Below are 22435 nucleotides of genomic sequence, written 5' to 3'. Positions count from 1 at the left end.
GTCCGGACCTGCTGAGCGGTGCCAGTGGGGGAGCGGCCGATGCAGACATCCGTGCAGGGCAACACGATCCGACTGCCATCGGTCTACTTCGCCGAACGGTTCGAGGTGATCGAGCAGGATCCGGTGCGCCTCGTCCTGTCGGGAGAGCGCCATTCGCGCCTGGGAAAGCATATCTTCTTTGCTGCCGCGGCTGTGAGTTTGACACTTGTCGTCATTCTCGCGATTTTCGAGGAGAACGATTATGTTCACCAAGACTACTATTTCATGGCGTTCCTAGTCGCGGGCGTCTTTTCGATGGTCGGGCTCCTGATCGTCAGTCTCATGACCTACAGCGTCATTACGTTTGATGTGACATCCAATCTGGTTCAACTGAGAAAGGTGCATTCGTTTCCGTCGAGGATGGCGGACGAGTACTATGTCTTCTCGGACCTCTCTGGATTTGATGTGTACCGGCGCGACGCGCTGTTCGTTTTTCCTGGTACCGGCACGGCACACGCAGCTCAGGTCATGGCAGTCGTGGGCTGGTTCGGAAGCCGGACACTCGTTTTCCAGGCCGCGCGGCAGGAGGAGGAGATTCGGGCCTGTCTCGAATGGGCAAGGGAGGCGGCGCGGCGGGCGCAGCGCTACCGGTATCCGCATTGAGATGATCTGTTACAGCTTTCCGGCCGCTCTCCGAAATCTGTAACGGATCTCAGTTCGGGTCAGTGGCGAGGCGGTCGGTGTGCAGCTCCATGGCGGCATCCTGGCGGAGGCCGCGGGGAAGGGACCCCCGGATCGTGCCGGGGGTCCCGAGAGGCGTTACTCGACCACGAAGAAGAAGGTCTCGCCCGAGCTGTCGTCGACGCCGTCATTGTCGGTCACGGCGTAGCGCGTGCCGTCGGCGGCGATGGCGAAGCCCTCGATCTTGTCGACGACGAAGCCGTTGTAGCTGGCGAGCTGGGGCAGGAAGTCGTGCGCCATGCTCTTCTCGACCACCGGCAGGTCTGTTCCGAGCTCCGCGAACTCCAGCCCGTCGAGGGAGACGGTGTAGAGCCGCTTGATCGCCGCGTTGGAGCCGATCTGGTTGTCGCGCTCGACGACGAAGAGCTGACCGTCCGACGCCGTGATCTCGGAGAGGCCGACCCAGCCCTGCTCACCGCTTTCGAGCGGATAGGCAACGGCGGCCCATTCCTCGGCCTCGATGTCGTAGCGGACGATCTTGACCTGGCCTTCGGGGTCGTCGCGCCACTCGCGCTGCATGGCGATGTAGAGCATGCCGCCGTCGCGGGTCACGCCCTCCATGCCGAAGCGGCGGTCGACGTCGCGCAGGGCCTCTGGCAGCGGGATCTCGTCCTGGATCACGCCCTCGCCGTCCACGTGGTAGAGCGCGTGCGGGATGTTGCGGTCCATCCGGCCTTCGGAGGCGAGCCAGAAGCCGCCCTCCCCATCGGTCGCGATGCCTTCGAGGTCGAGCTTCTGCGCCGCACCCAGATCCTCCCGCGTCACGATGGTCTTTGTCGTGATCAGCGCGGGGGTCTGCGTCGCGTCGATGCTGAAGATCGCCGGCGCGCCGCCGTAGAAGCTGTCGGAGACGGCGTAGAGCGTGCCCGCATCCGCCTCATCCGCGACGAGGCCGGAGAGGGCGCCCCAGCCGATCGGCAGGCCGTCCGTGTCGTCGCCGGAGACGATGGTGGGATAGACCGCCGTCTCGTCGCCGAACTCGTAGATCATGACGTGGGCGCGCACGCCGCCATCCTCGACCAGGTCCGCCTCGTTGGCGGTGACGAGGAGGTTGCGATCGGGCAGGGCGAGCAGACCCTCGGGCGCGATGCCCGACGGCAGGAGCTGGGCGAGCGCGGGGGCCGCGGGGTCGGTCATGTCGTAGACGCCGACGATCGAGCCCCGCTCGGAGCCGATGAAGGCCATGGGCGTGCCGCCGAAGGTGCCGACCTCGACACTCTCGGGTTCGACACCCTTGTTGCCCGAGCGCTCGTCGGGGTAGTGGCCCGCGCGGATCATGGCGTATTCGAGCCCGGTGCCGTCCTCGTAGACCACGGTGCCGTCGCGGTTGAAGACGGTCCAGCCGCGGGAGCCGCCCTCGTAGTCGCCTTCGTTCGCGGTGATGAAGTGGACGTCGTCGAACCACTTCACCGCGTCGGGCTCGCGCAGGCGGTTGGGCTGGCTGCCGTTCAGGACGATGGCGCCTTCCTCGATGGTGTCGATGTTCTCCAGATCCACGCCGCCGGCGGAGAAGTGGGACAGGACCTCGCCCGCCGCGGAGATCACCACCATGTGGTTGTTCTCCTGCAGGGACACGACGATCTCGTCATTGCCGTTGATGTCGAGGAATTCGGGCTCCGGATCGGTGGGCGCGGTCTCGGCAAGGCCGGTGACGTCGGCCACGATCACGCTGTCGCACTGGGGCACGCCGTCCTCAAGCGGGTAGATCGTGACGTTGCCGGCGGGAAGCTGCGGGATCACGCCGTCGTCGAGGTCCTCGTCGCGCTCGTTCTCGATCGCCACGGCCACGATGCTGTCGGTGGCGGCGATGGAATCGGGCTGGCCGCCGAGGTCGCAGCGGGCGAGCTCCTCACCGTCGATGGAGAGGGCGAGGAGGTGGCCCGACGGGTTCACGAAGTCTTCAGAGGTGTTCACACCTGCGAGAATGACATCATTCGACAGGGCGACGGAGGTCGGCTCGCCATCGAGGGCCACGGTGCCCATCCCGGCGGGGGCGGCCGGGTCGGTGATGTCAATCATGCCGAGCACGCCGGCGGGGCTGTCGGTGTAGACCAGCGTCATGCCGTCGGCGGTCGCGGCGATGATTTCGGGCGCGGTCTCCGCGCTCGCATCGGTTCCCTCTTGCGTGGAGACGTCGAAGCTCGCGATGCGGTTGAAGACCTGGGCGTGTGCCGGAAGGGCAACGCCGAGCATGAGGGCAGCGATGCCCGTGGCTCGGATGATCATGGTTGAGGCTCCCTGAATTTGTCGTTGGACCGGGTCCGTGTGCGTGGCCTTCGCAACGGTCTGGTGAAGCTCTTGTGACGGTTGGGTGACGGTCTCGTGGAACGGGTCTTGCTGCAGGCGCGTTCGGCTCCAGATTGCTCGGGAAGACGAAACACGAAGGGAGTTTCCCATGATCCGTCTGATCCACAGCTCCGTGGTGGCGACCCTGCTCGCGGGGGTGGCGCTGCCTGCCGCCGCCCAGCAGGTCGCGCTGGTGATCCAGAACGGGCCCTACACCAACCTGCCCGACGCCGAGGTCACGGACTTCGAGCGGCTGACGCTGGCCTACGAGGGTGCGGGCTTCGAGGTGCTGAGCGGGGAGAACCTGACGCGGACCGAGATGTTCACCCTGCTCACCAGCTTCCGCGACCGGGCCGAGGAGGCGGAGACGGTGGTCGTCCACCTCTCGGGCCAGACGGCGACGAGCGGGACGGAGAGCTGGTTCCTGCCCGCCGATGCGACGACGGACACGGTGATCCGGGTGGGGCTGACCGCGCCGACGCTCGACCTGCTCTTGGGCCTGACGGCCGGCGAGGGGCGGCACGGCGTGATGTTCGTGGGCACCGATCCGGAGGCGGAGATCGAGGGCGCCGGCATCGGGCCCGGCGTCGGGCGGATCTACGCGCCGCGCGACACGCTGCTGATCCACGGGCCGGTGGCGGAGATCGACACGCTCGCCCGCGAGGTGGCGCTGATCCCCGGCACCTCGCTGCGCGACGTCGTCTCGGAGATGACGGACGGGATGACGAGCGCGGGCTTCGCGGATCCCGAAGCGGTCGTGATCGCGGACGACAACCTGCTCGCCGCCGAGCCGGTGCTGATCGAGGGCGTCGACGATCTGGAGACGGCGGCGGCTGAGCCGGAACCCGAAGCCGAGCCGGAGCCGGAGGAGAACCAGGCCGAGGCGACGGAGGCCGCGCTGAACCTCGACCAGGAGGCGCGCCGCGCGATCCAGGAGGACCTGGTGCTCATGGGCTTCAACACCCGCGGCGTGGACGGGATCTTCGGCCCCGGCACACGTGCTGCGATCGTCGGCTGGCAGCAGAGCCAGGAGTTCGAGCAGACCTCGTTCCTGACGCAGGGCCAGATCGACCTCCTCTCGGTGCAGGGCGACAACCGCCGGGCGGAGATCGAGGCGGAGCAGGAGCGCCAGCGCGCCGAGCGCGAGGCCGAGGATCGCGCCTTCTGGGAGAACAGCGGGGCGCAAGGTACCGAGGAGGGGCTGCGCGCCTACCTGCGCAGCTATCCCAACGGGCTTTTCTCGGATGAGGCAGGCACGGCGCTGGCCGAGATCGAGGCCGAACAGCTCGCCGCCGCGAGTGCCGAGGTGCAGGCGGCCTGGACCCAGGCGCTGCAGACCGACACGGCGGACGGCTACCGCGCCTTCCTCGCGAGCTTCCCCGACAGCGAGTTCGCACCGACTGCGCAGGCCCGGCTCCAGCAGTTCCAGGAGCAGGACCAGCGGGAGGTCGCGGCGACGAACGGTGGCGCTGCGGCCGGTGAGCAGGCGCTGGGCCTCAACCTGGTGAACCGCACGTTGGTGCAGGCCCGGCTACGCTCGCTGGGCTACAGCGTGCCTTCGATCAGCGGCGAGTTCGACGCGGACACGCGGGAAGCGCTGGCCCAGTTCCAGCGGGAGTACGGCCTGGAGCCGACGGGCTTCCTGAACGAAGCGACGGTGCGCCAGCTCATCGTCCTCGCCCCGCCGCAGTGAGGTAAGGCGGGCGGGTTGTTCCCGCCCACTGTTCACTCGCCGTGCGTCGTTGTCGGTGTCATTTCAGGCGGTGAGGGCCGCGCCCGACCAGGAGGGCGCTGGTCGGACGGTATTGAGAGGCGGGCGCCCGCAAGCATAAACGCCGCTCGTTCAATAGGCGTCGTCGCCAGCGCGCCCTCCTGGGGGAGGGTGAACGCCGTCTTGCAAACGCTCCGGCGCAGCGTTTGAGGCACCAACGGGCGGAGCCCCGGGCGAACGCGGCCCGGCGGTGTCGCCGGGCGGCAGGGTGGTATAGTTTGCAACCGCCCCGGACGTGATCCGGGGCCTTTGTGTATTGGGCGCGTCGGTTTCTGAAAGGTCCCGGCGCTTCGGCCGGGACGGTGGGATCATAGGGCTGACACTTGCGCCCTCGCGCGACCGACGCTTCGAGCGGGCGTGGACCAAGTGGCCCGCCACCCCGCCACCCTCGTCAAAGCCCCAAGCTCACGTAGCTCGCCGCGACGCGGTCGATGCTCACGAGGTAGGCGGAGGTGCGCAGGTCGGTTACGCCGGGTTTCTCGTGCCAGATCTCGCGCATCGAGCCGTAGGCTTCGCGCATCGTGTCGTCGAGGCCGGAGCGGACCAGTTCGAGCTCGCCCGCGCCGTGCAGGTACTTCTTTTTGAAGCCGTCGGAGAGCTTGATGTTGGAGCCTTCGCCCGCCAGCCGCTCCAGCTCGTCGACCAAGAGCTCGTGGCGCGCCTCCTCCCGCCGCCGCTCCATCCGGCCGAAGCGGATGTGAGAGAGGTTCTTGACCCACTCGAAGTAGGAGACCGTCACGCCGCCCGCGTTCGCATACATGTCGGGGATGATGATCGTGCCCTTGCGGCACAGGATCTCATCGGCGCCCGCGGTGATCGGCCCGTTCGCGGCCTCGATGATCAGCGGGGCCTTGATGTCGGAGGCGTTGCGCTGGTTGATGACCCCTTCGAGGGCGGCGGGGATGAGGATGTCGCACTCGTCCTCCAGCGCCTTGGAGCCGCCGGGTGTGAACTCCGCCCCGGCAAAGCCCGCGACGCCGCCGGTCTCGGCGATGTGGGCGCGCACGGCCTCCACATCGAGGCCCGCTTCGTCTCGGATCGCGCCGTCCCGCTCGATGATGCAGGTGATCTTGCAGCCGTCCTCCTCGCTCAGGAACTTCGCGGCGTGGTAGCCCACATTGCCGAGGCCCTGCACGATGACGCGCTTGCCGTCGAGCTTGCCGGTGAGGCCCGCCTTCGCCACGTCCTCGGGGTGGCGGAAGAACTCGCGGAGGGCGTATTGCACGCCGCGGCCCGTCGCTTCGACCCGGCCGGCGATGCCGCCGGCGTTGAGCGGCTTGCCTGTCACGCAGGCGCGCGCGTTGATGTCGGTGGTGTTCATCCGGCGGTAGGCGTCGGCGATCCATGCCATCTCCCGCTCACCGGTGCCCATGTCGGGGGCCGGCACGTTCTGGGAGGGGTGGATCAGGTCGCGCTTGGCGAGCTCGTAGGCGAAGCGGCGGGTGATGCGCTCGAGCTCCGCCTCGTCCCACTCGCGCGGATCGATGGCGAGCCCGCCCTTGGAGCCGCCGAAGGGGGTCTCCACCAGCGCGCATTTGTAGGTCATGAGGGCGGCGAGCGCCTCGACCTCGTCCTGGTTGACGCCCATCGCGTAGCGGATGCCGCCCTTCACCGGCTCCATGTGTTCGGAGTGGACCGCGCGGTAGCCGGTGAAGGTGTGGATGTCGCCGCGCAAGCGGACGCCGAAGCGCACGGTGTAGGTCGCGTTGCACACCCGGATCTTCTCGACCAGGCCCGGCGGCAGGTCCATCAGCGCCACGGCGCGGTTGAACATGATGTCGACGGATTGGCGGAAGGTCGGTTCGTTCTGCGCATTCATGGGCGGTCGTCCTTTGCGGTGCGTTATCTCCCCGTGGGCGGAGCCTAGCCCGTTTTTTGTGCAGAAAAAGTTCATAAGCGGTGTTCGCGGTTCGTTCAAGGATACAACCTAAGGGTGTTTTCGTTCGCCCTGCGTTCGGGAAAGCGGCCGAAATCGCAGGGGCGAAGGGGGAACGTAAGTTGGCTCAATGTTGGGTGAGGCGTTGGGCGGGCCGCAATGGGCCTACAACTCGAAATTGTTTTCGGTGCTCGTGACCGCGGTCCGGGATGTGTTTCGGAGCGGTCGGCGTCGTGATCGAGACAGGCCTTCAGGTTGCCTCGATCCGCGCCCCGGCCGCGGTGGCGCGGTCGGTGAGGAAGCGGATGATGGCGGGGTCGTCGCTGAGGGTGATGGCGCGGGCGTAGGCCTCGGTGGCGTCCTCGCCGGCCTGGGCGAGGAGGTCGGCGCGGGCGGCCCAGTAGGGTTGGTAGCCGCGGATGTCTCGCGAGTCGATGGCGTCGAGGGCGCTCAGCCCGGCCCGGGCCTCGCCGGCGCGGCCCAAGGCGGCGGCGCGGTTGACGGCGGCGCCGAGGGAGGGGGCCTCGGCCAGCAGGAGGTCGTAGAGCTCGACGAGGGCGGCGGGCTCCACCGGGCGGCCCCATAGCGGGCGCATGTGGTGGGACTGGATCGCCGCCTCGATCTGGTAGCGGCCCGGTCGCCCGGCCCGGGCGGCGCGGTGCAGCAGGCCCTCGGCCCGCAAGGCGAGGGGGCGGGACCAGCGGGCGGGGTCCTGGGCGTCGAGGGGGACATAGGCGCCTTGGGCGTCGCGGCGCGCAGCACGACGCGCCTCGACGTAGCACATCAGCGCCATGAGGCCCGCAACCTCCGGCTCCTCGGCCAGGGCGGCGCAGAGGAGATCGCCGAGGAACAGCGCTTCGGAGACGAGGGCGGTGTCGGGATCCTCCCAGCTCTGGCCGAAGGCGGCGTAGATCGCGTCGAGCACCGGGGGCAGGCGCTCCTCCATCTCCTCCGCCGCGATGGTGCGGAAGGGGATGCCCGCGTCGCGGATGCGGGCCTTCGCGCGCACCAGCCGCTGGGCCATGGTGGCCTTCGGCACGACGAAGGCGCGGGCGACGCGGGCGGCATCAAGGCCCAGCACGGTCTGGAGCATCAGCGGCGTGCGGACGCCAGGGTCGATCGCGGGGTGGGCGCAGACGAAGAGCAGGTCGAGGCGGCGGTCGGGGAGGTCGCCCTCGACCTCCTCCTCCGCCATCAGCGCCAGGGCGGGCTCGGCGGCCTTCACCACCGCGTCGTGGCGCAGGACGTTGAGGCCGCGGCGCCGGGCGGCGGTGAGAAGCCAGGCCTCGGGATTGCGGGGGACGCCCGCCTCGGGCCAGCGCTCAAGTGCGGTCAGGAGCGCGCCGCCGAGCGCATCCTCGGCCGCGGCGATGTCGCGGGTCTGGCGGGAGATGAGCGCCACTAGACGCCCGTAGGAGGCGCGCGCCACTCGTTCGGCTTCGGCGCGCGCCTGCATGGGTCAGGCCGGGGCGGGGGCGTCGTGGAGCACGACGGGCCGGACCTCGACGCAGCCGAGCTCCGCCGCCGGGGACTTTGCCGCCCAGTCGAGGGCGGTGTCGAGATCCGGGACCTCCACCACGACGAAGCCGCCGAGCTGTTCGCGCACATCGGCGTAGGGGCCGTCCTGCACGCTGCGCTTGCCGTCGCGGATGCGCAGGGTGGTGGCGGCCTCGTTCGGGTGCAGCTCGTCGCCGTACTTCATGATGCCGGCTTCGTGCATCGCGCCCATATAGGCGCGCCAGGCGTCCATGTCGTGGACGACGTTCTCGCGCTCATCGACGAAGAGGAACATGTACTGCATCGGATCTCTCCCTTGAGGTTGGCGCAGGCGGGCCGCCTGCACCCCCATGACCCGCAGGATGCACCGCAATCGACAGGCGGGGCGATTTTTTTCTGAAGGTGCGGCAGGCGGTTGGGGTTCGGCTGGCGGCGCCTACCTGTATTGGGGCGGGTCGGAGGCGTCGCATATGGATCATCAGACGGTTATCGACGTGGTTGCGGAGGCCTTGCGCGACGCGCCCGGCATCCGCGGTCTGTTCCTGAGCGGCAGCTACGGGACGGGCATGGCGGATGCCTACAGCGATATCGATTTCATCCTGGTGGCCGAGGACGGCCCGACCGACGCCGTGGCGGCCCTGTGGCGGGAGGCGATCGAGCGGACCGGGAAGATCATCCTGTGGTGGGATCGCACGACGCGGCCCGCGTTGATCAACGCGATCACCGCCGACTGGACGCGCACCGACGTCGTGATCCTGAAGCCGGGCCAGATGGGCGGGCAGAGCCGGGATGCGGTGACGCCGCTCTTCGATCACGACGGGATCCATGGGAGCCTCGCCGAGCGTTCGGGCGACCCGCGGTCGAGCCCCGCGCGGTTGCGCTACCAAATCGAGGAGTTCATCCGGATCCTCGGCCTGCTCCACCTCGCGATGGGGCGCAAGGAGTACATCAACGGCGTGCTCGGCGTGTTCCACCTGCGCAACCATCTGGTGGAGCTGCTGATCGAGGAGACGGCGGCCCCGCATCGGGGCGGGGTGCTGCACCTCAACCGGCTGCTGACGGAGCAGCAGAAGGCGCTCGTGATGTCCCTGCCGGTGCCAGCGCCCGAGCGCGCCGCGATCATCGCGGCCCATCTCGACTTCGCGCGCGCCTACCTGCCGCGGGCACGCCGTCTGGCGGCGGAACGGGGCGTCGAGTGGCCCGAGCGCTTCGAGGCGATCACCTGGGCGATGCTGGCCGAAACCCTGTCCATCGAGCGGCCTTACACGCCGGAGTGAGGGTCGCTTTCGGGACCTGCAAGAATTGGTTGGCTTGCCCGCTTGACGCCCCCCGCGTGTCGTGGCAAACACCGCTCCACTTCCAGAGGGGCTTCGGCCCTGACGGACGGATGGGCGTATAGCTCAGCGGGAGAGCACTTCGTTGACATCGAAGGGGTCACTGGTTCAATCCCAGTTACGCCCACCATCCCATTCCGCCTGAGAAGGCAAACGTAACCGAGGCGCCTGGCCCGCCATGCGCGCCGCTGACATTGGAGAGAGGCTATGAAGGTCAAAAACTCGCTTCGCTCCCTGAAGCAGCGCCACCGCGATTGCCGCGTGGTGCGCCGCAAGGGCCGCGTCTACGTGATCAACAAGACCCAGCGCCGGTTCAAGGCCCGCCAGGGCTGAGCTGTCTGGCTTGGAGTTGAAGGAAGCCGCCCCTTAGGGCGGCTTTTTTCGTTTGAGCTGGTGTGACTAGGGTGATCCGGCTTCCCGGAAGCTGTCCGGTGGACAGTTTTGCCGGATCACGGGCGGAGCCTTGGGTGAACACCGTCTTGCAAACGCTCCAGTGGAGCGTTTGAGGCGTGAACGGGCGGAGCCCCGGATGGACGCGGCGAGTGGTGCAGCTGCGCGGGAGGGTTGTTCCCTGCGCTACCGCCCCGGACTTGATCCGGGGCCGTTCGCCGGGGTCCGCGAGGGCTGACGACGGTCCCGGCGTGTCAGCCGGGACGGTTGGTAGAATGGCCGCGACCCTTGCAAATCAGGGCCTGGCGTAGACGTCGAGCGAGTTGGCGCTGTCGGGCAGCTCCTGCAGCTGGATCCGGGTGGCGGCCGCGTCCTCCCAATCGGCGTGCCAGGCGTGGCTCTCGCCCAGCGACAGGCGGAAGCTCTGGAAGCCCAGCTCCGCCGCCCGGTCGAGTGCGGCGATTCCCGCCGCGCGCATCACCATCGTCACCTCGAAGCTCAAGAGCGGCACGGGGGCGGAGAGGCCGGAGAGGGCCTCGGCCTCGAACCCCTCCACGTCGATCTTGATGAAGTCGGGGCGGCCGTGCTGTGCGATCAGGGCGTCGAGCGTCGTGACCGGCACGTCGATCGCCCCGTCCCAGCGCTGGCCCTGCCACGTCTCGGCGAGCGCCGCGGTATCGGCCAGCTCCGAGGACAGTGTTGAAACGGTGGGGTTCGCCCGGTTCACGTGGAGCCGCGCGGTGCCTTCCGCCGCCCCTACGGCGGCCTGAAGAAGCGTCACCGCTTCGTCACGGCCGTGTAGTAGGCGCAGGAGGCGCATGGGGCCGGGCTGGGGCTCGACCGCCACCACGCGCGCGCCCAGCCGCCGGGCCACGGCGATCCGGTCGCCGAGATGCGCGCCGATGTCGAAGACGAGTGCGTCGTCACTCAGCAGCTCGGCGTAGAACGCCGTCAGGCTCGCCAGATGCTGCCGATCGAGGCGGTAGACGCGTAGGGAGCGGGCGAGCCCGCGCCAGCTTCTCAGGCGCTCAAGCATCGGGGACCTCCGTCTGTCCGGCGAGGCCCATCCGCCGCCCGATCTCGAAGAGCTCCGACATGAAGGCGGGGTCGAAGGCAGTGTCGGATTCGCCGTCGAAGCTCTCGGGCACGGCGATCACGTTCACCTCGGCCCCGTCCATGGCCGCGGAGGCGCGGATCGCGGCGATGTTGTCGCGGGTCTGCTGCTTGATCATCGTGGTCAGCGCCCGCGACGCGATGGAGAAGAGCGGTGTCTCCACCGGATCGTATTCCGGCGCGAGGGTGCCGTTGACGATGACGTGGTAGCGGATCTCGCCCAGCCCGCCGGGCAAGGCGTCGTCGAGCGCGGCGAGCGACACACCTTCGGGCAGAGCGAAGAGCGCGCGGGTCACGCCGCCGTCGACATGCAGCTCGCCCCGCTGCGCCTCGCCCTCGCCCACCGCGATCTCCACGGGGGGGAAGGCGCCGGGGATCGAGGCGGAGGCGAGGATGATGCGCTCGATCAGCGCCTCCGCCCCCGGACCGCCCTGCACCGCGATCTCGCCGATGTTCCAGACCACCGGGCGCTCGGCGTCGAGATTGGTGGTGCCGATCAGCAGGCGGCGGCCGCGGCGGTGCTCGTCCGCGATGCGGGCGACGACGGCTGGCGTGATCTCCCGATCGATCACTCCGAGGAAGGGCGTGGTGTCGGTGACGGCGGAGCCGCCGCGGAGCGCAAAGAGCGGCGCGATGCGGAACAGGTCGCTGTCCTGGGTCGTGGTGTAGAAGGTGCGCAGGCGCGAATCCTCCTGCGCGCCGATGAAGGCGAAGGGCGCGATGATCGCACCGGTGGAGATGCCGGTGACGACCTCGAATTCGGGCCGGGCGCCCGACTGCGTCCAGCCCTCCAGATAGCCCGCGCCGAAGGCCCCCCACGCACCGCCGCCCGACAGGACGAGGATGTCGAAGCGCCCGTCTTCGAGCAGTTCCGAGGCGCCAATCCGCGCGGCCTCGCTGCGCAGCGCCTCGTCGCGGAGCTGGGTGATGCGGTCGACCTGATCGGGGAAGAAGCGGATGTTCTCGAACCGGCCGGCCACGGCACCGTCGAGATCGGCGGGGCCGGCGGGCGCCAGCAGGCGGCCCGACGGCGCGCAAGCGGCGATGGCGAGCAGGAGGGCGAAGGCGGCTCTCACGCCGCGTCCCGCTGGGCGAGGAGCGTCTCCAGCATGTCGGCGAGCACCTTCGCGTCTTGCGCCCGGGCCGTGCCGCCGATGCCGAGCTTGCGGCCCATCTGCCACCAGAGCCCCGGCACCCAGGAGCGGGGGCGGGGCTCGTTCAGGACCAGCACGAAGCCGTTGGAGGGCTTGAAGGCGAAGATCCCGCGCTCGATCCGCACGATCCCGTCGAGGGAGGTCAGAAGCTCCCCGCGCTCATCCGTCAACGCGCTCTCGGTGAGGTGGATGGCGCGGTTCCCGGCCTCCAGCAGCCGCCAGCCCTGCCAGAGCGCGAGGCCGCCCGCGCCGAGCAGGACCGCGAGCGCCCAGGGTGCCTCCGGCGGGCGCTGGGCGGCCACCCAGATCAGCAGCAGGCCGAGCCCCGCCGTCACGACCGCGCCGGTCCAGCGCCGGACGGGGGACACGGTGAGGGTGAAGACGGGTTCGGTCATGCGGGCAGCTCCTTCATCGCGCCCCTCAATAGGGGGAATCGGGCGGTGCTGTCACGGGGGCAGCGCGCCTGATACGGGCGCGCGGGCCCGCTCCGTCGCGGCGGCCTTCGGCTTTCATCTTTCCGGCAAGTACGCCCGCCGGAGGCGGTGGCTCAGGCGGCCACCACCTCCTGCTCGATCGCGCCGAAGAGCGACCGTCCGTCGGGACCCGGCATCTCGATGCGCACCGTGTCGCCGGGGGCGAGGAAGGGGCTGCGGGCGGTGCCGTCTGCGATGGTCTCGATCATGCGCAGCTCCGCGATGCAGGAATAGCCCGCGCCGCCCTCGGCCACCGGTTTTCCGGGACCGCCGTCGAGCTTGTTGGACACGGTGCCCGAGCCGATGATCGTACCCGCCGACAGGCTGCGGGTGCGGGCGGCGTGCGCGATCAGCCGCCCGAAATCGAAGGTCATGTCGATGCCGGCGTCCGCCCGGCCGAACGGCGCGCCGTTGTGATCGACATGGAGCGTGCCGTGGAGCTTCCCGTCCCGCCAGCCGGGCAGGGCCGCGGGCGTGACCGCGACCGGGGAGAAGGCGGAGGACGGCTTGCCCTGGAAGAAGCCGAAGCCCTTGCCGAGCTCGCCGGGGATGAGGCCGCGCAAGCTGACGTCGTTGACCAGCATGACGAGACGGATGAGCTCGCGCGCCGTCTCCTCGTCGCAGCCCATGGGTACGTCGCCGGTGATGACCGCGACCTCGCCCTCGAAATCGGTGCCCCAGTCGGGGCGGGAGGGGATCGGGTCGCGCGGGGCGAGGAAGCTGTCCGAGCCGCCCTGGTAGATCAGGGGATCGTCGTAGAAGCTCGGCGGCATCTCGGCCCCGCGGGCCTTTCGCACCAGCTCGACATGGTTGATGTAGGCCGAGCCGTCGGCCCACTGGTAGGCGCGGGGCAGGGGGCTGAGGGCCTGACGCTCGTGAAACCGCTCCGCCGGGACCGAGCCCGATTCGAGGCCGCGCGCCATGGCTTCGAGTTCGGGCGCAACCGCGTCCCAGAAATCGAGGGCGTGCTGCATCGTGGGCGCGATGCGGTTCGCATCTGTGCAGCGTGTGAGGTCGTTGGACACGACGACCAGCCGCCCGTCGCGGCTGCCGTCCTTCAGGGTGGCGAGCTTCATGGGGTCTCCCGCGTTATCGTGGTTCCGTCCTCGGGGACGGTTATCGGGCCAAGATAGCCGCCCGCGCGCACCGCGGCGAGCCAGTCGCGCTCCCCCACCTCCGGATCGTCGGCAGGCAGCAGGTGGTGGAGGACGAGGCGGGCGGCGTTGGCCTGTGCGGCGATGCGGCCCGCGTCCTGCGCGGTGGTGTGGCTGGCGAGGATATGCTGGCGCAGGCGGGTGCCGTTCGCGGCGAGGCGCACGATCCGCTCCACCCCCTCGGTCAGCATCGCCTCGTGCACCAGGATGTCGGTGCCGTGGGCGAAGGGGGCGAGCGCGGGGTGGTAGGCGGTGTCGGCGGAGAACGTAACGGACCAGTCCGGAACATCGAAGCGCAGGGCGAAGCAGTCCTCCACCGGCGGGTGGTGGACGCGCAGCGCCTCGATCCGCGGACCGTCGCGAAGCCACGTGCCGTCGCTGTGTTCCTCGACGGTGACGAGGTCGGCGAGGTCGGGGCGGCCCTCATCCTCCACCCGCAGGGCGATGTCATAGGCGAGGGAGGCGCGGAAGCCGTCCCAGACGGCGCGGGTGCCGGGCGGTCCGAGCACGGTGACGGGCGTGGCGAGGCCGGAGGTCCAGGCGGTGTGGATGAGGGGCCCGAGCTCCAGCACATGGTCGCTGTGCAGGTGCGTGATGCAGATCAGGTCGAGATCGCGGAGCGCCATCCCGGCCTCGACCAGCGCGCGGGTGACGCCGAGGCCGCAATCGACCACCACGTGGCGGCCGCCGATGGTCAGCAGCGAGGAGGTCGGGTTCGGCCCGCCGCGGCGCACCGCCGGGCCGCCCTTGGTGCCGAGAAGGACGAGGCGGTCGGTCATCTCGTGATGCGCTGTGGCGCGGTCGCCATCGCCTTTAAGCAATGCCGGGGGTTTTCCACCCCCGGACCCGAGCGATGCTGGGGGTTTTTCACCCCCAGACCCCCGAAGGATATTTCGACAAGGTGGAAGGAGGTCATGCGGTCTTCTGGAGGAGCGTGGTGAAGCCGCCGAAGATCATGCGGCGGCCGGCCAGCGGCACGTCGCCGGTCATCAGTTCCGCCGCGCGGGGCAGGGCGGTCACTGCTGCATTCGCCGCGTCGCGGGTGGCACGGTCGGGATAGGTGATCCAGCTCAGGACCACAGTTTCATCCGCTTCGAGCTGCACGGCGCGGGGGAAGGAGGTGAGCTCGCCCACCGGCACATCGTCGGCCACCGTCTCAACCACCGAGAGGGCGCCGTGCTGCAGGTAGAGGTCGGCCATCTCGTCGGCAGCGGCGCGATACTCCTCGATGCGGTCCGCCTTCACCGGGACCACGAAGCCGTCGACATACATTGCCGCCTCCCGTCAGGCCGTCAGTTCGACAATGGGCGTGAAGCCGCCATAGACCATGCGCTTGCCGGCCACGGCTGGGTCGTCGCCCATGAAGACGCTCATCTGCGCCTGGCCGTCGGGGTCGTCGAAGACCTTCTTCTGGCCCGCGTCGCGGGTGGCCCGGTCGGGCCAGGTGATCCAGCTGAAGACGACGGTCTCGTCCTCCTCGAGCTGCACGGCACGGGGGAAGGAGGTGAGCTCGCCCGGATCGACGTCGTCGGCGACGGCCTCGGTCGTGGCGAGCGCGCCGTGCTTTAGGAAGATCTTGCCCATCGCCTCGGCCGCGGCGCGGTATTCCTCCAGCTTGACCTTCTTGACGGGGACGAGGAAGCCATCGACATACATCGCGTCTCTCCCTTACTTGATGCCCGGCGTCCCGTCGAACTTGCGCTCCAGCCCGTCCCAGCAGTCGGTGTAGTCGTCCTGCAGGGTCTCGAGCTCGGCGGCGTAGCGCGTGAGCTGCTGCGGGTAGCGCGTCTCGAACATGAACGCCATCGTGGCATCGAGCTTGACAGGTTTCAGGTCGGAATTCGATGCCTTTTCGAAACCTGTGAAGTCGGGGCCGTGGGGCAGCATCATGTTGTGGAGCGACATGCCGCCGGGGACGAAGCCCTCTTCCTTCGCATCGTATTGCCCGGTGATGAGGCCCATGAACTCGCTCATGATGTTGCGGTGGTACCAGGGCGGGCGGAAGGTGTGCTCGGCCACCATCCAGCGCGTCGGGAAGATGACGAAATCGACATTGGCGGTGCCCGCCTCCTCGGTCGGGGCGGTGAGCACCGTGAAGATCGAGGGATCGGGGTGGTCGAAGAGGATCGCGCCGACGGGGGAGAAGGTGCGGAGGTCGTACTTGAAGGGCGCGTAGTTGCCGTGCCAGGCGACCACGTCGAGGGGGGAGTGGCCGATTTCGGTCACGTAGTGCCTGCCGCACCATTTGACGTGGAGGCGGCAGGGCGTCTCCTTGTCCTCGTAGGCGGCGACGGGGGTCTTGAAGTCGCGGGGGTTGGCGAGGCAGTTCGCGCCGATCGGGCCGCGGTCGGGCAAGGTGAACTTGGCGCCGTAGTTTTCGCAGATATAGCCGCGGGCGGGACCGTCGCAGCCCACCTTCACCATCATGCCGCGGGGGATCAGGGCGATCTCCTGCGGTTCGACCTCCATGATCCCCATCTCGGTGAAGATCGTCAGCGTCCCACGCTCCGGCACGACCAGAAGCTCGCCATCGGCGTTGAAGAAGTAGTCATCCTCCATCGAGGTGTCGAAGGCATATGCGTGGGCGGCCATGCCGACTTGCGTCATCACGTCCCCGGCGGTCGTGACCGTGCGGATTCCATCGAGGAAGGTGGCGCCGGGCGCGTCCGGGATCGGGTCCCAGCGGAGCTGGCCGAGGGCGAGGGAGTGCTCCTCGACGCAAGGGGCGGTCTTCCAGTGCGGACGCTCGACCGGGGAGAAGCGGCCGGTGTGGCGCACGGAGGGGCGGATGCGGTAGAGCCAGCTCCGTTCGTTGGTGCCGCGCGGCGCGGTGAAGGGCGAGCCGGAGAGCTGTTCGGCGTAGAGGCCGTAGTTGCATTTCTGGGGTGAGTTCTGGCCCTGCGGCAGGGCGCCCGGCAGGCTCTCGGTCTCGAAATCGTTGCCGAAGCCCGGCATGTAGTCGAGCGCGTTGGCGCCGACCTTGGCGGCGGGGGCGGTCGTCTTGCCCTGAACGGTCATCCTGGTCTCCCTTGCGGAATGGTCAGGGCTCAGGATAAAGTTACTCATGTAACTATCAAGGCGGGCCGATGACCGATTTCGACCTCGACACCTTCATCCCCTACCGGCTCAACCGCGCGGCGGAGGCCGTGTCGCAGCGCTTCGCCAAGCTCTACCGCGACCGCTACGGGCTGACGCGGCCGGAATGGCGGACGCTGGCGGCCCTGGGCCAGCTTGGGCGGATCACGGCGACGCAGGTGGCGAAGCACTCGGCGATGCACAAGACGAAGGTGAGCCGCGCCGTCGCCTCGCTGGAGGAGCGGCGCTGGCTGAGCCGGGAGACGGACAGCGAGGATCGGCGGGTCGAATGGCTGGTGCTGACCCGGCAGGGCCAGGCGAGCTATGCGGACCTGTCGAAGGTGGCGCTCGACTTCCAGGCTGGGCTGGTGGCGAAGCTCGGCACCGATGCGGCGACGCTCAATCGCGAGCTGACGGCGGTCGAGCAGGCGGCGAGCCGTTAGGCCGCTTGCGCCCGCAGGATTTGCGTATTTGAGACAAAGAAGAAGGCGGGGCCGCGCTTTCGAGTTCGTTCAAATACTCCTGTCGGGCCGGCCGGGGCTGGCTCAGGCGGTCCTGTTGCGCCAGCCGACCTCGCCCAGCACCTTCCAGTAGGAGGGCGCGACGCGCATCTTGTCGCCGTAGCCCTTCTCCACCATCAGCTTGTGCAGCTTCGGCAGGTTGTAGGCGGGCATGTGCATCACGAGGTGGTGCTCCAGGTGGTAGTTCACCCAGTAGGGCGCCACGAAGAGCCGCCAGAGAGGGCCGGCCAGCGTGGTGCGCACGTTCTGGAGCGGGTTGTCCGAGGCCTCCGTCGCGCCGTGCTCGGCGATGTTGCGCAGGCGCAGGACGAGCTGGAGCCAGGTGAGCAGCGGCAGAAGCCAGAAGGCGAGGCCCCACCACCAGTCGCCGACGAGCCCCAGGGCCACGATGATGCCCGCGTTGACCGCAAGCGAGGTGCCGAAGCTGAGGCCCTTGAAGGCTTGTGCCATCTTCTCCTCGGCCTCTGCCGCCTCGACCGCGTCGTGGTCGCCTGCGAGTTGCATCCACACGACGATCTGGCCGACGAGCTGCTTCACGCCGGTCTGGCCGGTGAGGTCGCGGACAAACTTGCGGATCAGGCTCGCGCGGGTCGTGGGGAAGGGGGCGGAGAGCTTGAGGTCCGGATCCTTCTCCGTCTGGGTGAAGCGGTGATGGGTCAGGTGGTAGTGCCGATAGGCGACCATGTCGGCCATGATCGGGTGGCCGCAGAGCCAGCGCCCGGCGAACTCGTTCACCTTGCGGTTCCGGAAGAGCGCGTTGTGCGCCGCCTCGTGCATCAGGATCGCGAGGCCCAGCTGGCGGGAGCCGATCAGCATCACCGCCAGCAGGAAAGTCAGCGGGTTCGGCCACAGCGCAAAGAGCGCGATGGCGGCCGCGATGATCCCGTAGCAATGGAGCAGGAGAAGGGCGCCGGTGATGTTGGATCGTTCGGCGAGCGGGCGGATGTCCTCTGAGCTGAGGAACTGCTTTGCGTACTGCATTGTTCGTTTCCTCCACTCTCAAGGTGGGGATTGCCGCCGAGTCGTGTCAAACCTGACGCAGCGCCGCGACAGGCTGTCCCGCTTCATTCCTGATGTTTGTTCTGGCATTGTTCCGGGGTGGGAGGGGAATCCATGGCCGGTCGCGACATCAACCGAAAGCTCGAAATCCTCGCGGATGCAGCGAAATACGATGCGTCCTGCTCGTCCTCGGGCTCGATCAAGCGGGATTCGAGGAAGACGGGCGGGATCGGGTCCACCACGGGCTCCGGCATCTGCCATTCCTACGCGCCGGACGGGCGGTGCATCAGCCTTCTGAAGATCCTGCTGACCAATTTCTGCATCTATGATTGCCGCTATTGCGTGAACCGGGTGAGCTCGAACGTGGAGCGGGCGCGGTTCACGGTGGACGAGGTCGTGACGCTGACCCTCGATTTCTACAAGCGGAACTACATCGAGGGGCTGTTCCTGTCCTCCGGCATCATCCGCAACTCCGATTACACGATGGAGCAAATGGTGGAGGTCGCGCGCCGCCTGCGGGTCGAGCACAAGTTCGGCGGGTACATCCATCTCAAGACGATCCCCGAGGCGTCGCCCGAGCTGATCGAGGCGGCGGGGCGCTGGGCCGACCGGATGAGCATCAATATCGAGCTGCCGACGGACCGCTCGATCGCAGACTACGCGCCGGAGAAGTCGGGCACCCAGATCCGCAAGGCGATGGCCAATGTGCGCGGGCATCTGGAGGCGTCCACCCCGTCGAGGCAGGAGGTGAAGCGCGGCCGCAAACGCCCGCCCCGCTTCGCGCCCGGCGGGCAATCGACGCAGATGATCGTGGGGGCGGACGGGACCGATGACGGGGCGATCCTCAAGACCTCCACCTCGCTCTATTCCGGCTACAGGCTGAAGCGGGTGTTCTACTCCGCCTACTCGCCGATCCCGGATTCCTCGAAGGACCTGCCGCTGATCAAGCCGCCGCTGATGCGGGAGCATCGGCTCTACCAGGCCGACTGGCTGCTGCGCTTCTACGGTTTCGAGCGGGAGGAGATCATGGAGGGGGCGAACAGGGGGATGCTCGACCTCGACGTCGATCCGAAACTCGCCTGGGCGCTGAAGCGGCGGGAGATGTTCCCGGTGGACGTGAACCGCGCGCCGAAGGAGATGCTGCTGCGCATTCCGGGGCTCGGCACCACCGGCGTGGCGAAGATCCTGCGCGCGCGGCGGTTCGGGGCGCTGCGGCTCGCGGATCTGGGCAAGGTCGTGCAGAGCCTGAAGAAGGTGCAGCCCTTCGTGAGCTGTGTCGACTGGCATCCGGGCGGGCTGATCGACAGCGCGGGGCTGCGCGCGCGGTTCGCGCCGAAGCCGAAACAGCTCGAACTGCTGTGATCCGGGTCGCGCTCGCCTCCGAAACGGATTTCGACGGGTGGCGCGGGGCGGCGCGGGCGCTCGCCTCGAACGCGGTGCCGTCGGCCGACGTGGTCTGGCAGGTGGGGGAGGGCGGTTTGTTCGACACGCTGTCGGACCCGCTGCCGCCGATGCGGGGCGAGGTGCGGGTGCCCAAGGCCTTTGTCGGGCTGGCGCGCAACGTGATCTGCCACCGTGATTCCGAGCGGTTCGCGAAGCTCTACCGCATCCTGCTGTGTCTGCAGTTGCAGCCGGGGCTGCTGGCGCACGAGACCGATGACGACATCCGTTGGCTGAAGGCGTGCGACAAGGCGATCCGGCGTGACCTGCACAAGATGCACGCCTTCGTCCGCTTTCGGAAACTGGGGGAGCGGGACGGGCGGGAGGTCTTTGCCAGCTGGTTCGAGCCATCGCACCGGATCGAGGCGCTGACGGCGGACTTCTTCGTGAAGCGCTTCACCGGCATGGACTGGGCGATCGTGACGCCCGAGGCGCGGATCGTGTGGGAGGGCGGGCAGCTCTCCCTCGGCCCCGGCGGAACGCGCGACGAGGTGCCGGAGGACGATGCGATCGAGGATCAGTGGAAGAGCTATTTCCGCTCGATCTTCAACCCCGCGCGGCTGAAGCCGAAGGCGATGCAGGCCGAGATGCCGAAGAAATACTGGAAGAACCTGCCCGAGGCGCCGCTGATCCCGGAGCTGATGGCCGAGGCCGACAGCCGGGCGAAGGCGATGCAGGATGCGGCGCCTACGCTGCCCACTGCGTTGACGGACCGGTTGAAGCGCGGGCCGGTGGAGCATGACATCGCCACGCTGGAGGGCGCGCGAAAGGCAGCGGCGGCCTGCACTCGCTGCCCGCTGCATCAGGACGCGACGCAGACGGTGTTCGGTGAGGGGCCGGCGGATGCGAAGCTGATGATCGTGGGGGAGCAGCCCGGCGACCGCGAGGATCTGGCCGGCCGCCCCTTCGTGGGCCCCGCGGGCGAACTCTTCGACCGGGCGCTGGCGGAGGCGGGGATGGAGCGCGGGACGCTCCACCTCACCAATGCGGTGAAGCACTTCAAGTTCATCGCGCGGGGCAAGCGGCGGATCCACCAGAACCCCAGCACGGGCGAGATCGAGATGTGCCGCTGGTGGCTCGATCTGGAGCGAGAGCTGGTGCGCCCGAAGCTGATCCTCGCCATGGGCGCCTCGGCCGCGCGGGCGGTGCTGGGGCGGAAGGTCACGATCCGGGACGCGCGGGCCCGGGAGGAGGATCTGGGCGCTGCCCGCCTGCGGGTAACGGTGCATCCCTCCTACCTGTTGCGCCTGCCGGACGACGCGGCGCGGGCCGAGGAGTACCGGTGGTTCGTGGAGGATCTGCGGGCAGCGCAGGCGCGGGTCGAGGCGCTGGCCGCATGAGAAGAGGCGGGCCCGAAAGCCCGCCCTGAGCAGCTTACGCCGCGGTCTTGAAGTAGACGTGGTTGGTCACGCCGATCTCGGGCTGATGCGCGTCCTTGACGTTCGCCTTCGCGATCTCCCATCCGAACTTCAGGCTGGAGTTGGTCGAGGCCCAGATCGCGGCGTCCTGCAGATCCATGCGGATCAGCGCGAGGTCTGGATCGTCCTTGCCCTGCTCGTACCAGGCGGCGACGACGTTCGACCACATCTTCTCAATCTTCGCCTCGTCGTTGTCGAGGACCAGCGGCCCTTTCATGCAGGCGTGGTAGTCGTGATCGTCGGAGATCAGGGTGAAGTGCGCCATCGAGTTCGGCCCCATGGCCCGCACCAGATCGGTCGATTTCTTGGTGAAGAAATAGAGGGCCTTCGCGTCGCGATCGACGATATGCGCCATGGGCTGCATGTGCTGGTCAACGCCGTGCAGGCCGAGCATGCCGGCGGTCTGGTCGGCGAGTTGCTCCCAGAGCTGGGCTTCGGGATCGGTCTTGGCCAGTTTAAGGTCACTCATGAAATCTCTCCTTCAAAGGTCGTTGTCGAAATTGTCCACGGGGACGTGACGCAGCATCTTCTCGATCTCGTCGATGGGATGGTTGGTCAGGTCCTTGTCGAGCTCGCCGATCACCTTGTCGGCGACTTCCTTGTGGAGCTCCTTGCGCAGTTCGCCGAGGGTCGAGGGATCGGCGGCGATGACGAGGGCCTCGAATGCACCCTTGTGCGCCTGCTTGTAGAGGATGTCGGCGAGGTCCTTGGCGAACCGCTCCTTCTCGAGCTGGTGCCAGTCAGTGTCGTCCACCGCCGAGCGGTGCACGTTCGGGCCGTCGTTGAAACGGCCGGGGCGGTTGGCGGCCTGCTCGCGGGTGGGCGGATTGTCCTGCTCCTCCTCGCGGATCACGTCGAGGTTCGGATACTCCGCATCGCCGCGGTTCACCATGAAGAGGGCCTTCTCGCCATCGGCGACGACGACCCAGGTCTCGGGCTTGAGCTTGAAATCCTTCATTCCGCGTCCTCCTGCTCGGTGGCCTTGGTGACACGGGTCTTGCCGGCGGGGCGCTCGAAGGCGCGCTTCAGCTCGTCCTTCGTGCCGATCTCGCGGGCGAGGCGGCCGCCCTGGCGGCCTGCGCCGCCGATGGCGCCTTCCTCGGCAAGGTGGCTTTCGGCCTTGCGGCGCTTTTCGCGTTCTCCCATGCCGTCGGGCATCGTTCGTCCTCCAATTCCATTGCGTCAATGGAGGAGAAACGGATCGCCCCGGGGCC

The 22435-nt window shown here is 68.4% G+C and carries 23 protein-coding genes and 1 tRNA gene; 8 read left to right on the top strand and 16 right to left on the bottom strand.

The window, feature by feature from the left end:
* Window positions 1–39: 39 nt before the first annotated feature.
* A complete protein-coding gene (locus I0K15_RS04460; protein WP_196104209.1) occupies window positions 40–642 on the top strand; it encodes a hypothetical protein in 603 nt (200 codons plus the stop codon).
* Between the two features lie 156 nt (window positions 643–798).
* On the opposite strand, the gene I0K15_RS04455 is transcribed toward I0K15_RS04460, so the two are convergent.
* Entirely contained in the window at window positions 799–2946 is a 2148-nt protein-coding gene (locus tag I0K15_RS04455) for an esterase-like activity of phytase family protein (protein WP_196104208.1), read from the bottom strand.
* Between the two features lie 169 nt (window positions 2947–3115).
* Between I0K15_RS04455 and I0K15_RS04450 the strand changes: the two genes are divergently transcribed.
* The gene (locus I0K15_RS04450) at window positions 3116–4699 is read left to right on the top strand and encodes a peptidoglycan-binding domain-containing protein (RefSeq protein WP_196104207.1); all 1584 of its coding nucleotides are present in this window, start codon (window positions 3116–3118) and stop codon (window positions 4697–4699) included.
* Window positions 4700–5168: 469 nt separating this feature from the next.
* On the opposite strand, the gene I0K15_RS04445 is transcribed toward I0K15_RS04450, so the two are convergent.
* The 3 genes from I0K15_RS04445 to I0K15_RS04435 form a co-directional block, all read right to left on the bottom strand.
* Window positions 5169–6596 carry a Glu/Leu/Phe/Val family dehydrogenase gene (locus tag I0K15_RS04445; RefSeq protein ID WP_196104206.1) on the bottom strand — a complete coding sequence of 476 codons (1428 nt, stop codon included), beginning with the start codon at window positions 6594–6596 and terminating at the stop codon, window positions 5169–5171.
* Window positions 6597–6903: 307 nt separating this feature from the next.
* Window positions 6904–8109: an RNA polymerase sigma factor gene (locus I0K15_RS04440; RefSeq protein WP_196104205.1), complete on the bottom strand. Its 1206-nt coding sequence runs from the start codon at window positions 8107–8109 to the stop codon at window positions 6904–6906.
* A gap of 3 nt (window positions 8110–8112) precedes the next feature.
* Window positions 8113–8454 carry a YciI family protein gene (locus I0K15_RS04435; protein WP_196104204.1) on the bottom strand — a complete coding sequence of 114 codons (342 nt, stop codon included), beginning with the start codon at window positions 8452–8454 and terminating at the stop codon, window positions 8113–8115.
* Between the two features lie 166 nt (window positions 8455–8620).
* Here I0K15_RS04435 and I0K15_RS04430 point away from each other — a divergent pair, with 166 nt between their 5' ends.
* From I0K15_RS04430 to ykgO, 3 genes are all read left to right on the top strand, one after another.
* Window positions 8621–9427: a nucleotidyltransferase domain-containing protein gene (locus I0K15_RS04430; RefSeq protein WP_196104203.1), complete on the top strand. Its 807-nt coding sequence runs from the start codon at window positions 8621–8623 to the stop codon at window positions 9425–9427.
* Window positions 9428–9539: 112 nt separating this feature from the next.
* Window positions 9540–9614, top strand: a tRNA-Val gene (locus I0K15_RS04425).
* Between the two features lie 77 nt (window positions 9615–9691).
* Window positions 9692–9817: a type B 50S ribosomal protein L36 gene (gene ykgO / locus I0K15_RS04420; RefSeq protein WP_012177066.1), complete on the top strand. Its 126-nt coding sequence runs from the start codon at window positions 9692–9694 to the stop codon at window positions 9815–9817.
* Window positions 9818–10169: 352 nt separating this feature from the next.
* On the opposite strand, the gene I0K15_RS04415 is transcribed toward ykgO, so the two are convergent.
* The 8 genes from I0K15_RS04415 to hmgA form a co-directional block, all read right to left on the bottom strand.
* A complete protein-coding gene (locus I0K15_RS04415; RefSeq protein ID WP_196104202.1) occupies window positions 10170–10910 on the bottom strand; it encodes an FkbM family methyltransferase in 741 nt (246 codons plus the stop codon).
* A complete protein-coding gene (locus I0K15_RS04410) occupies window positions 10903–12063 on the bottom strand; it encodes a patatin-like phospholipase family protein (RefSeq protein WP_196104201.1) in 1161 nt (386 codons plus the stop codon). The genes I0K15_RS04415 and I0K15_RS04410 overlap by 8 nt, the downstream gene beginning before the upstream one ends.
* Window positions 12060–12536, bottom strand: coding sequence for a hypothetical protein (locus tag I0K15_RS04405; protein ID WP_196104200.1), 477 nt, complete (start codon window positions 12534–12536; stop codon window positions 12060–12062). The genes I0K15_RS04410 and I0K15_RS04405 overlap by 4 nt, the downstream gene beginning before the upstream one ends.
* A gap of 152 nt (window positions 12537–12688) precedes the next feature.
* Window positions 12689–13690, bottom strand: a complete 1002-nt coding sequence (locus I0K15_RS04400; protein ID WP_196104199.1) for a fumarylacetoacetate hydrolase family protein — start codon at window positions 13688–13690, stop codon at window positions 12689–12691.
* Window positions 13687–14547 carry an MBL fold metallo-hydrolase gene (locus I0K15_RS04395; protein WP_196105364.1) on the bottom strand — a complete coding sequence of 287 codons (861 nt, stop codon included), beginning with the start codon at window positions 14545–14547 and terminating at the stop codon, window positions 13687–13689. The genes I0K15_RS04400 and I0K15_RS04395 overlap by 4 nt, the downstream gene beginning before the upstream one ends.
* Window positions 14548–14680: 133 nt before the next feature.
* On the bottom strand, window positions 14681–15040 hold the full coding sequence (locus I0K15_RS04390) for a DUF1428 domain-containing protein (RefSeq protein ID WP_196104198.1): 360 nt from the start codon (window positions 15038–15040) through the stop codon (window positions 14681–14683).
* 12 nt (window positions 15041–15052) lie between these two features.
* The gene (locus I0K15_RS04385; protein ID WP_196104197.1) at window positions 15053–15424 is read right to left on the bottom strand and encodes a DUF1428 domain-containing protein; all 372 of its coding nucleotides are present in this window, start codon (window positions 15422–15424) and stop codon (window positions 15053–15055) included.
* 12 nt (window positions 15425–15436) lie between these two features.
* Complete coding sequence (gene hmgA, locus I0K15_RS04380; RefSeq protein WP_196104196.1) at window positions 15437–16786, bottom strand: homogentisate 1,2-dioxygenase; 1350 nt, start codon at window positions 16784–16786, stop codon at window positions 15437–15439.
* Between the two features lie 68 nt (window positions 16787–16854).
* On the opposite strand from hmgA, the gene I0K15_RS04375 reads away from it, so the two are divergent.
* Entirely contained in the window at window positions 16855–17286 is a 432-nt protein-coding gene (locus I0K15_RS04375; RefSeq protein WP_196104195.1) for a MarR family winged helix-turn-helix transcriptional regulator, read from the top strand.
* A gap of 102 nt (window positions 17287–17388) precedes the next feature.
* On the opposite strand, the gene I0K15_RS04370 is transcribed toward I0K15_RS04375, so the two are convergent.
* Complete coding sequence (locus I0K15_RS04370; protein WP_196104194.1) at window positions 17389–18345, bottom strand: fatty acid desaturase family protein; 957 nt, start codon at window positions 18343–18345, stop codon at window positions 17389–17391.
* Window positions 18346–18477: 132 nt separating this feature from the next.
* On the opposite strand from I0K15_RS04370, the gene I0K15_RS04365 reads away from it, so the two are divergent.
* On the top strand, window positions 18478–19725 hold the full coding sequence (locus I0K15_RS04365; RefSeq protein WP_196104193.1) for a putative DNA modification/repair radical SAM protein: 1248 nt from the start codon (window positions 18478–18480) through the stop codon (window positions 19723–19725).
* Window positions 19722–21143 carry a UdgX family uracil-DNA binding protein gene (locus tag I0K15_RS04360; RefSeq protein WP_196104192.1) on the top strand — a complete coding sequence of 474 codons (1422 nt, stop codon included), beginning with the start codon at window positions 19722–19724 and terminating at the stop codon, window positions 21141–21143. The genes I0K15_RS04365 and I0K15_RS04360 overlap by 4 nt, the downstream gene beginning before the upstream one ends.
* A gap of 34 nt (window positions 21144–21177) precedes the next feature.
* Here I0K15_RS04360 and I0K15_RS04355 read toward each other — a convergent pair whose 3' ends face one another.
* From I0K15_RS04355 to I0K15_RS04345, 3 genes are read right to left on the bottom strand one after another with little or no spacing between them, the layout of a single operon-like run.
* Window positions 21178–21690, bottom strand: a complete 513-nt coding sequence (locus I0K15_RS04355) for a pyridoxamine 5'-phosphate oxidase family protein (RefSeq protein WP_196104191.1) — start codon at window positions 21688–21690, stop codon at window positions 21178–21180.
* A 12-nt stretch (window positions 21691–21702) separates the two neighbouring features.
* Window positions 21703–22179, bottom strand: a complete 477-nt coding sequence (locus tag I0K15_RS04350; RefSeq protein WP_196104190.1) for a host attachment family protein — start codon at window positions 22177–22179, stop codon at window positions 21703–21705.
* The gene (locus I0K15_RS04345) at window positions 22176–22379 is read right to left on the bottom strand and encodes a hypothetical protein (RefSeq protein WP_196104189.1); all 204 of its coding nucleotides are present in this window, start codon (window positions 22377–22379) and stop codon (window positions 22176–22178) included. The genes I0K15_RS04350 and I0K15_RS04345 overlap by 4 nt, the downstream gene beginning before the upstream one ends.
* Between the last annotated feature and the right edge of the window lie 56 nt (window positions 22380–22435).

The sequence above is a fragment of the Pontivivens ytuae genome (assembly GCF_015679265.1).
GTDB lineage: Bacteria > Pseudomonadota > Alphaproteobacteria > Rhodobacterales > Rhodobacteraceae > Pontivivens > Pontivivens ytuae.
Note: the sequence above shows the minus strand (reverse complement) of the source record. Positions and strands in the feature narration are given on the sequence as shown.

Coding starts and splice junctions, on each gene's coding strand:
- I0K15_RS04345 (WP_196104189.1), bottom strand. CDS start 22,379: ATGCCCGACGGCATGGGAGAACGCGAAAAGCGCCGCAAGGCCGAAAGC.
- I0K15_RS04375 (WP_196104195.1), top strand. CDS start 16,855: ATGACCGATTTCGACCTCGACACCTTCATCCCCTACCGGCTCAACCGC.
- I0K15_RS04390 (WP_196104198.1), bottom strand. CDS start 15,040: ATGTATGTCGACGGCTTCGTGGTCCCGGTGAAGGCGGACCGCATCGAG.
- I0K15_RS04395 (WP_196105364.1), bottom strand. CDS start 14,547: ATGACCGACCGCCTCGTCCTTCTCGGCACCAAGGGCGGCCCGGCGGTG.
- ykgO (WP_012177066.1), top strand. CDS start 9,692: ATGAAGGTCAAAAACTCGCTTCGCTCCCTGAAGCAGCGCCACCGCGAT.
- I0K15_RS04355 (WP_196104191.1), bottom strand. CDS start 21,690: ATGAGTGACCTTAAACTGGCCAAGACCGATCCCGAAGCCCAGCTCTGG.
- I0K15_RS04455 (WP_196104208.1), bottom strand. CDS start 2,946: ATGATCATCCGAGCCACGGGCATCGCTGCCCTCATGCTCGGCGTTGCC.
- I0K15_RS04450 (WP_196104207.1), top strand. CDS start 3,116: ATGATCCGTCTGATCCACAGCTCCGTGGTGGCGACCCTGCTCGCGGGG.
- I0K15_RS04430 (WP_196104203.1), top strand. CDS start 8,621: ATGGATCATCAGACGGTTATCGACGTGGTTGCGGAGGCCTTGCGCGAC.
- I0K15_RS04370 (WP_196104194.1), bottom strand. CDS start 18,345: ATGCAGTACGCAAAGCAGTTCCTCAGCTCAGAGGACATCCGCCCGCTC.
- I0K15_RS04400 (WP_196104199.1), bottom strand. CDS start 13,690: ATGAAGCTCGCCACCCTGAAGGACGGCAGCCGCGACGGGCGGCTGGTC.
- I0K15_RS04350 (WP_196104190.1), bottom strand. CDS start 22,179: ATGAAGGATTTCAAGCTCAAGCCCGAGACCTGGGTCGTCGTCGCCGAT.
- I0K15_RS04405 (WP_196104200.1), bottom strand. CDS start 12,536: ATGACCGAACCCGTCTTCACCCTCACCGTGTCCCCCGTCCGGCGCTGG.
- I0K15_RS04365 (WP_196104193.1), top strand. CDS start 18,478: ATGGCCGGTCGCGACATCAACCGAAAGCTCGAAATCCTCGCGGATGCA.
- I0K15_RS04415 (WP_196104202.1), bottom strand. CDS start 10,910: ATGCTTGAGCGCCTGAGAAGCTGGCGCGGGCTCGCCCGCTCCCTACGC.
- I0K15_RS04440 (WP_196104205.1), bottom strand. CDS start 8,109: ATGCAGGCGCGCGCCGAAGCCGAACGAGTGGCGCGCGCCTCCTACGGG.
- I0K15_RS04385 (WP_196104197.1), bottom strand. CDS start 15,424: ATGTATGTCGATGGCTTCCTCGTCCCCGTCAAGAAGGTCAAGCTGGAG.
- I0K15_RS04460 (WP_196104209.1), top strand. CDS start 40: ATGCAGACATCCGTGCAGGGCAACACGATCCGACTGCCATCGGTCTAC.
- I0K15_RS04435 (WP_196104204.1), bottom strand. CDS start 8,454: ATGCAGTACATGTTCCTCTTCGTCGATGAGCGCGAGAACGTCGTCCAC.
- hmgA (WP_196104196.1), bottom strand. CDS start 16,786: ATGACCGTTCAGGGCAAGACGACCGCCCCCGCCGCCAAGGTCGGCGCC.
- I0K15_RS04445 (WP_196104206.1), bottom strand. CDS start 6,596: ATGAATGCGCAGAACGAACCGACCTTCCGCCAATCCGTCGACATCATG.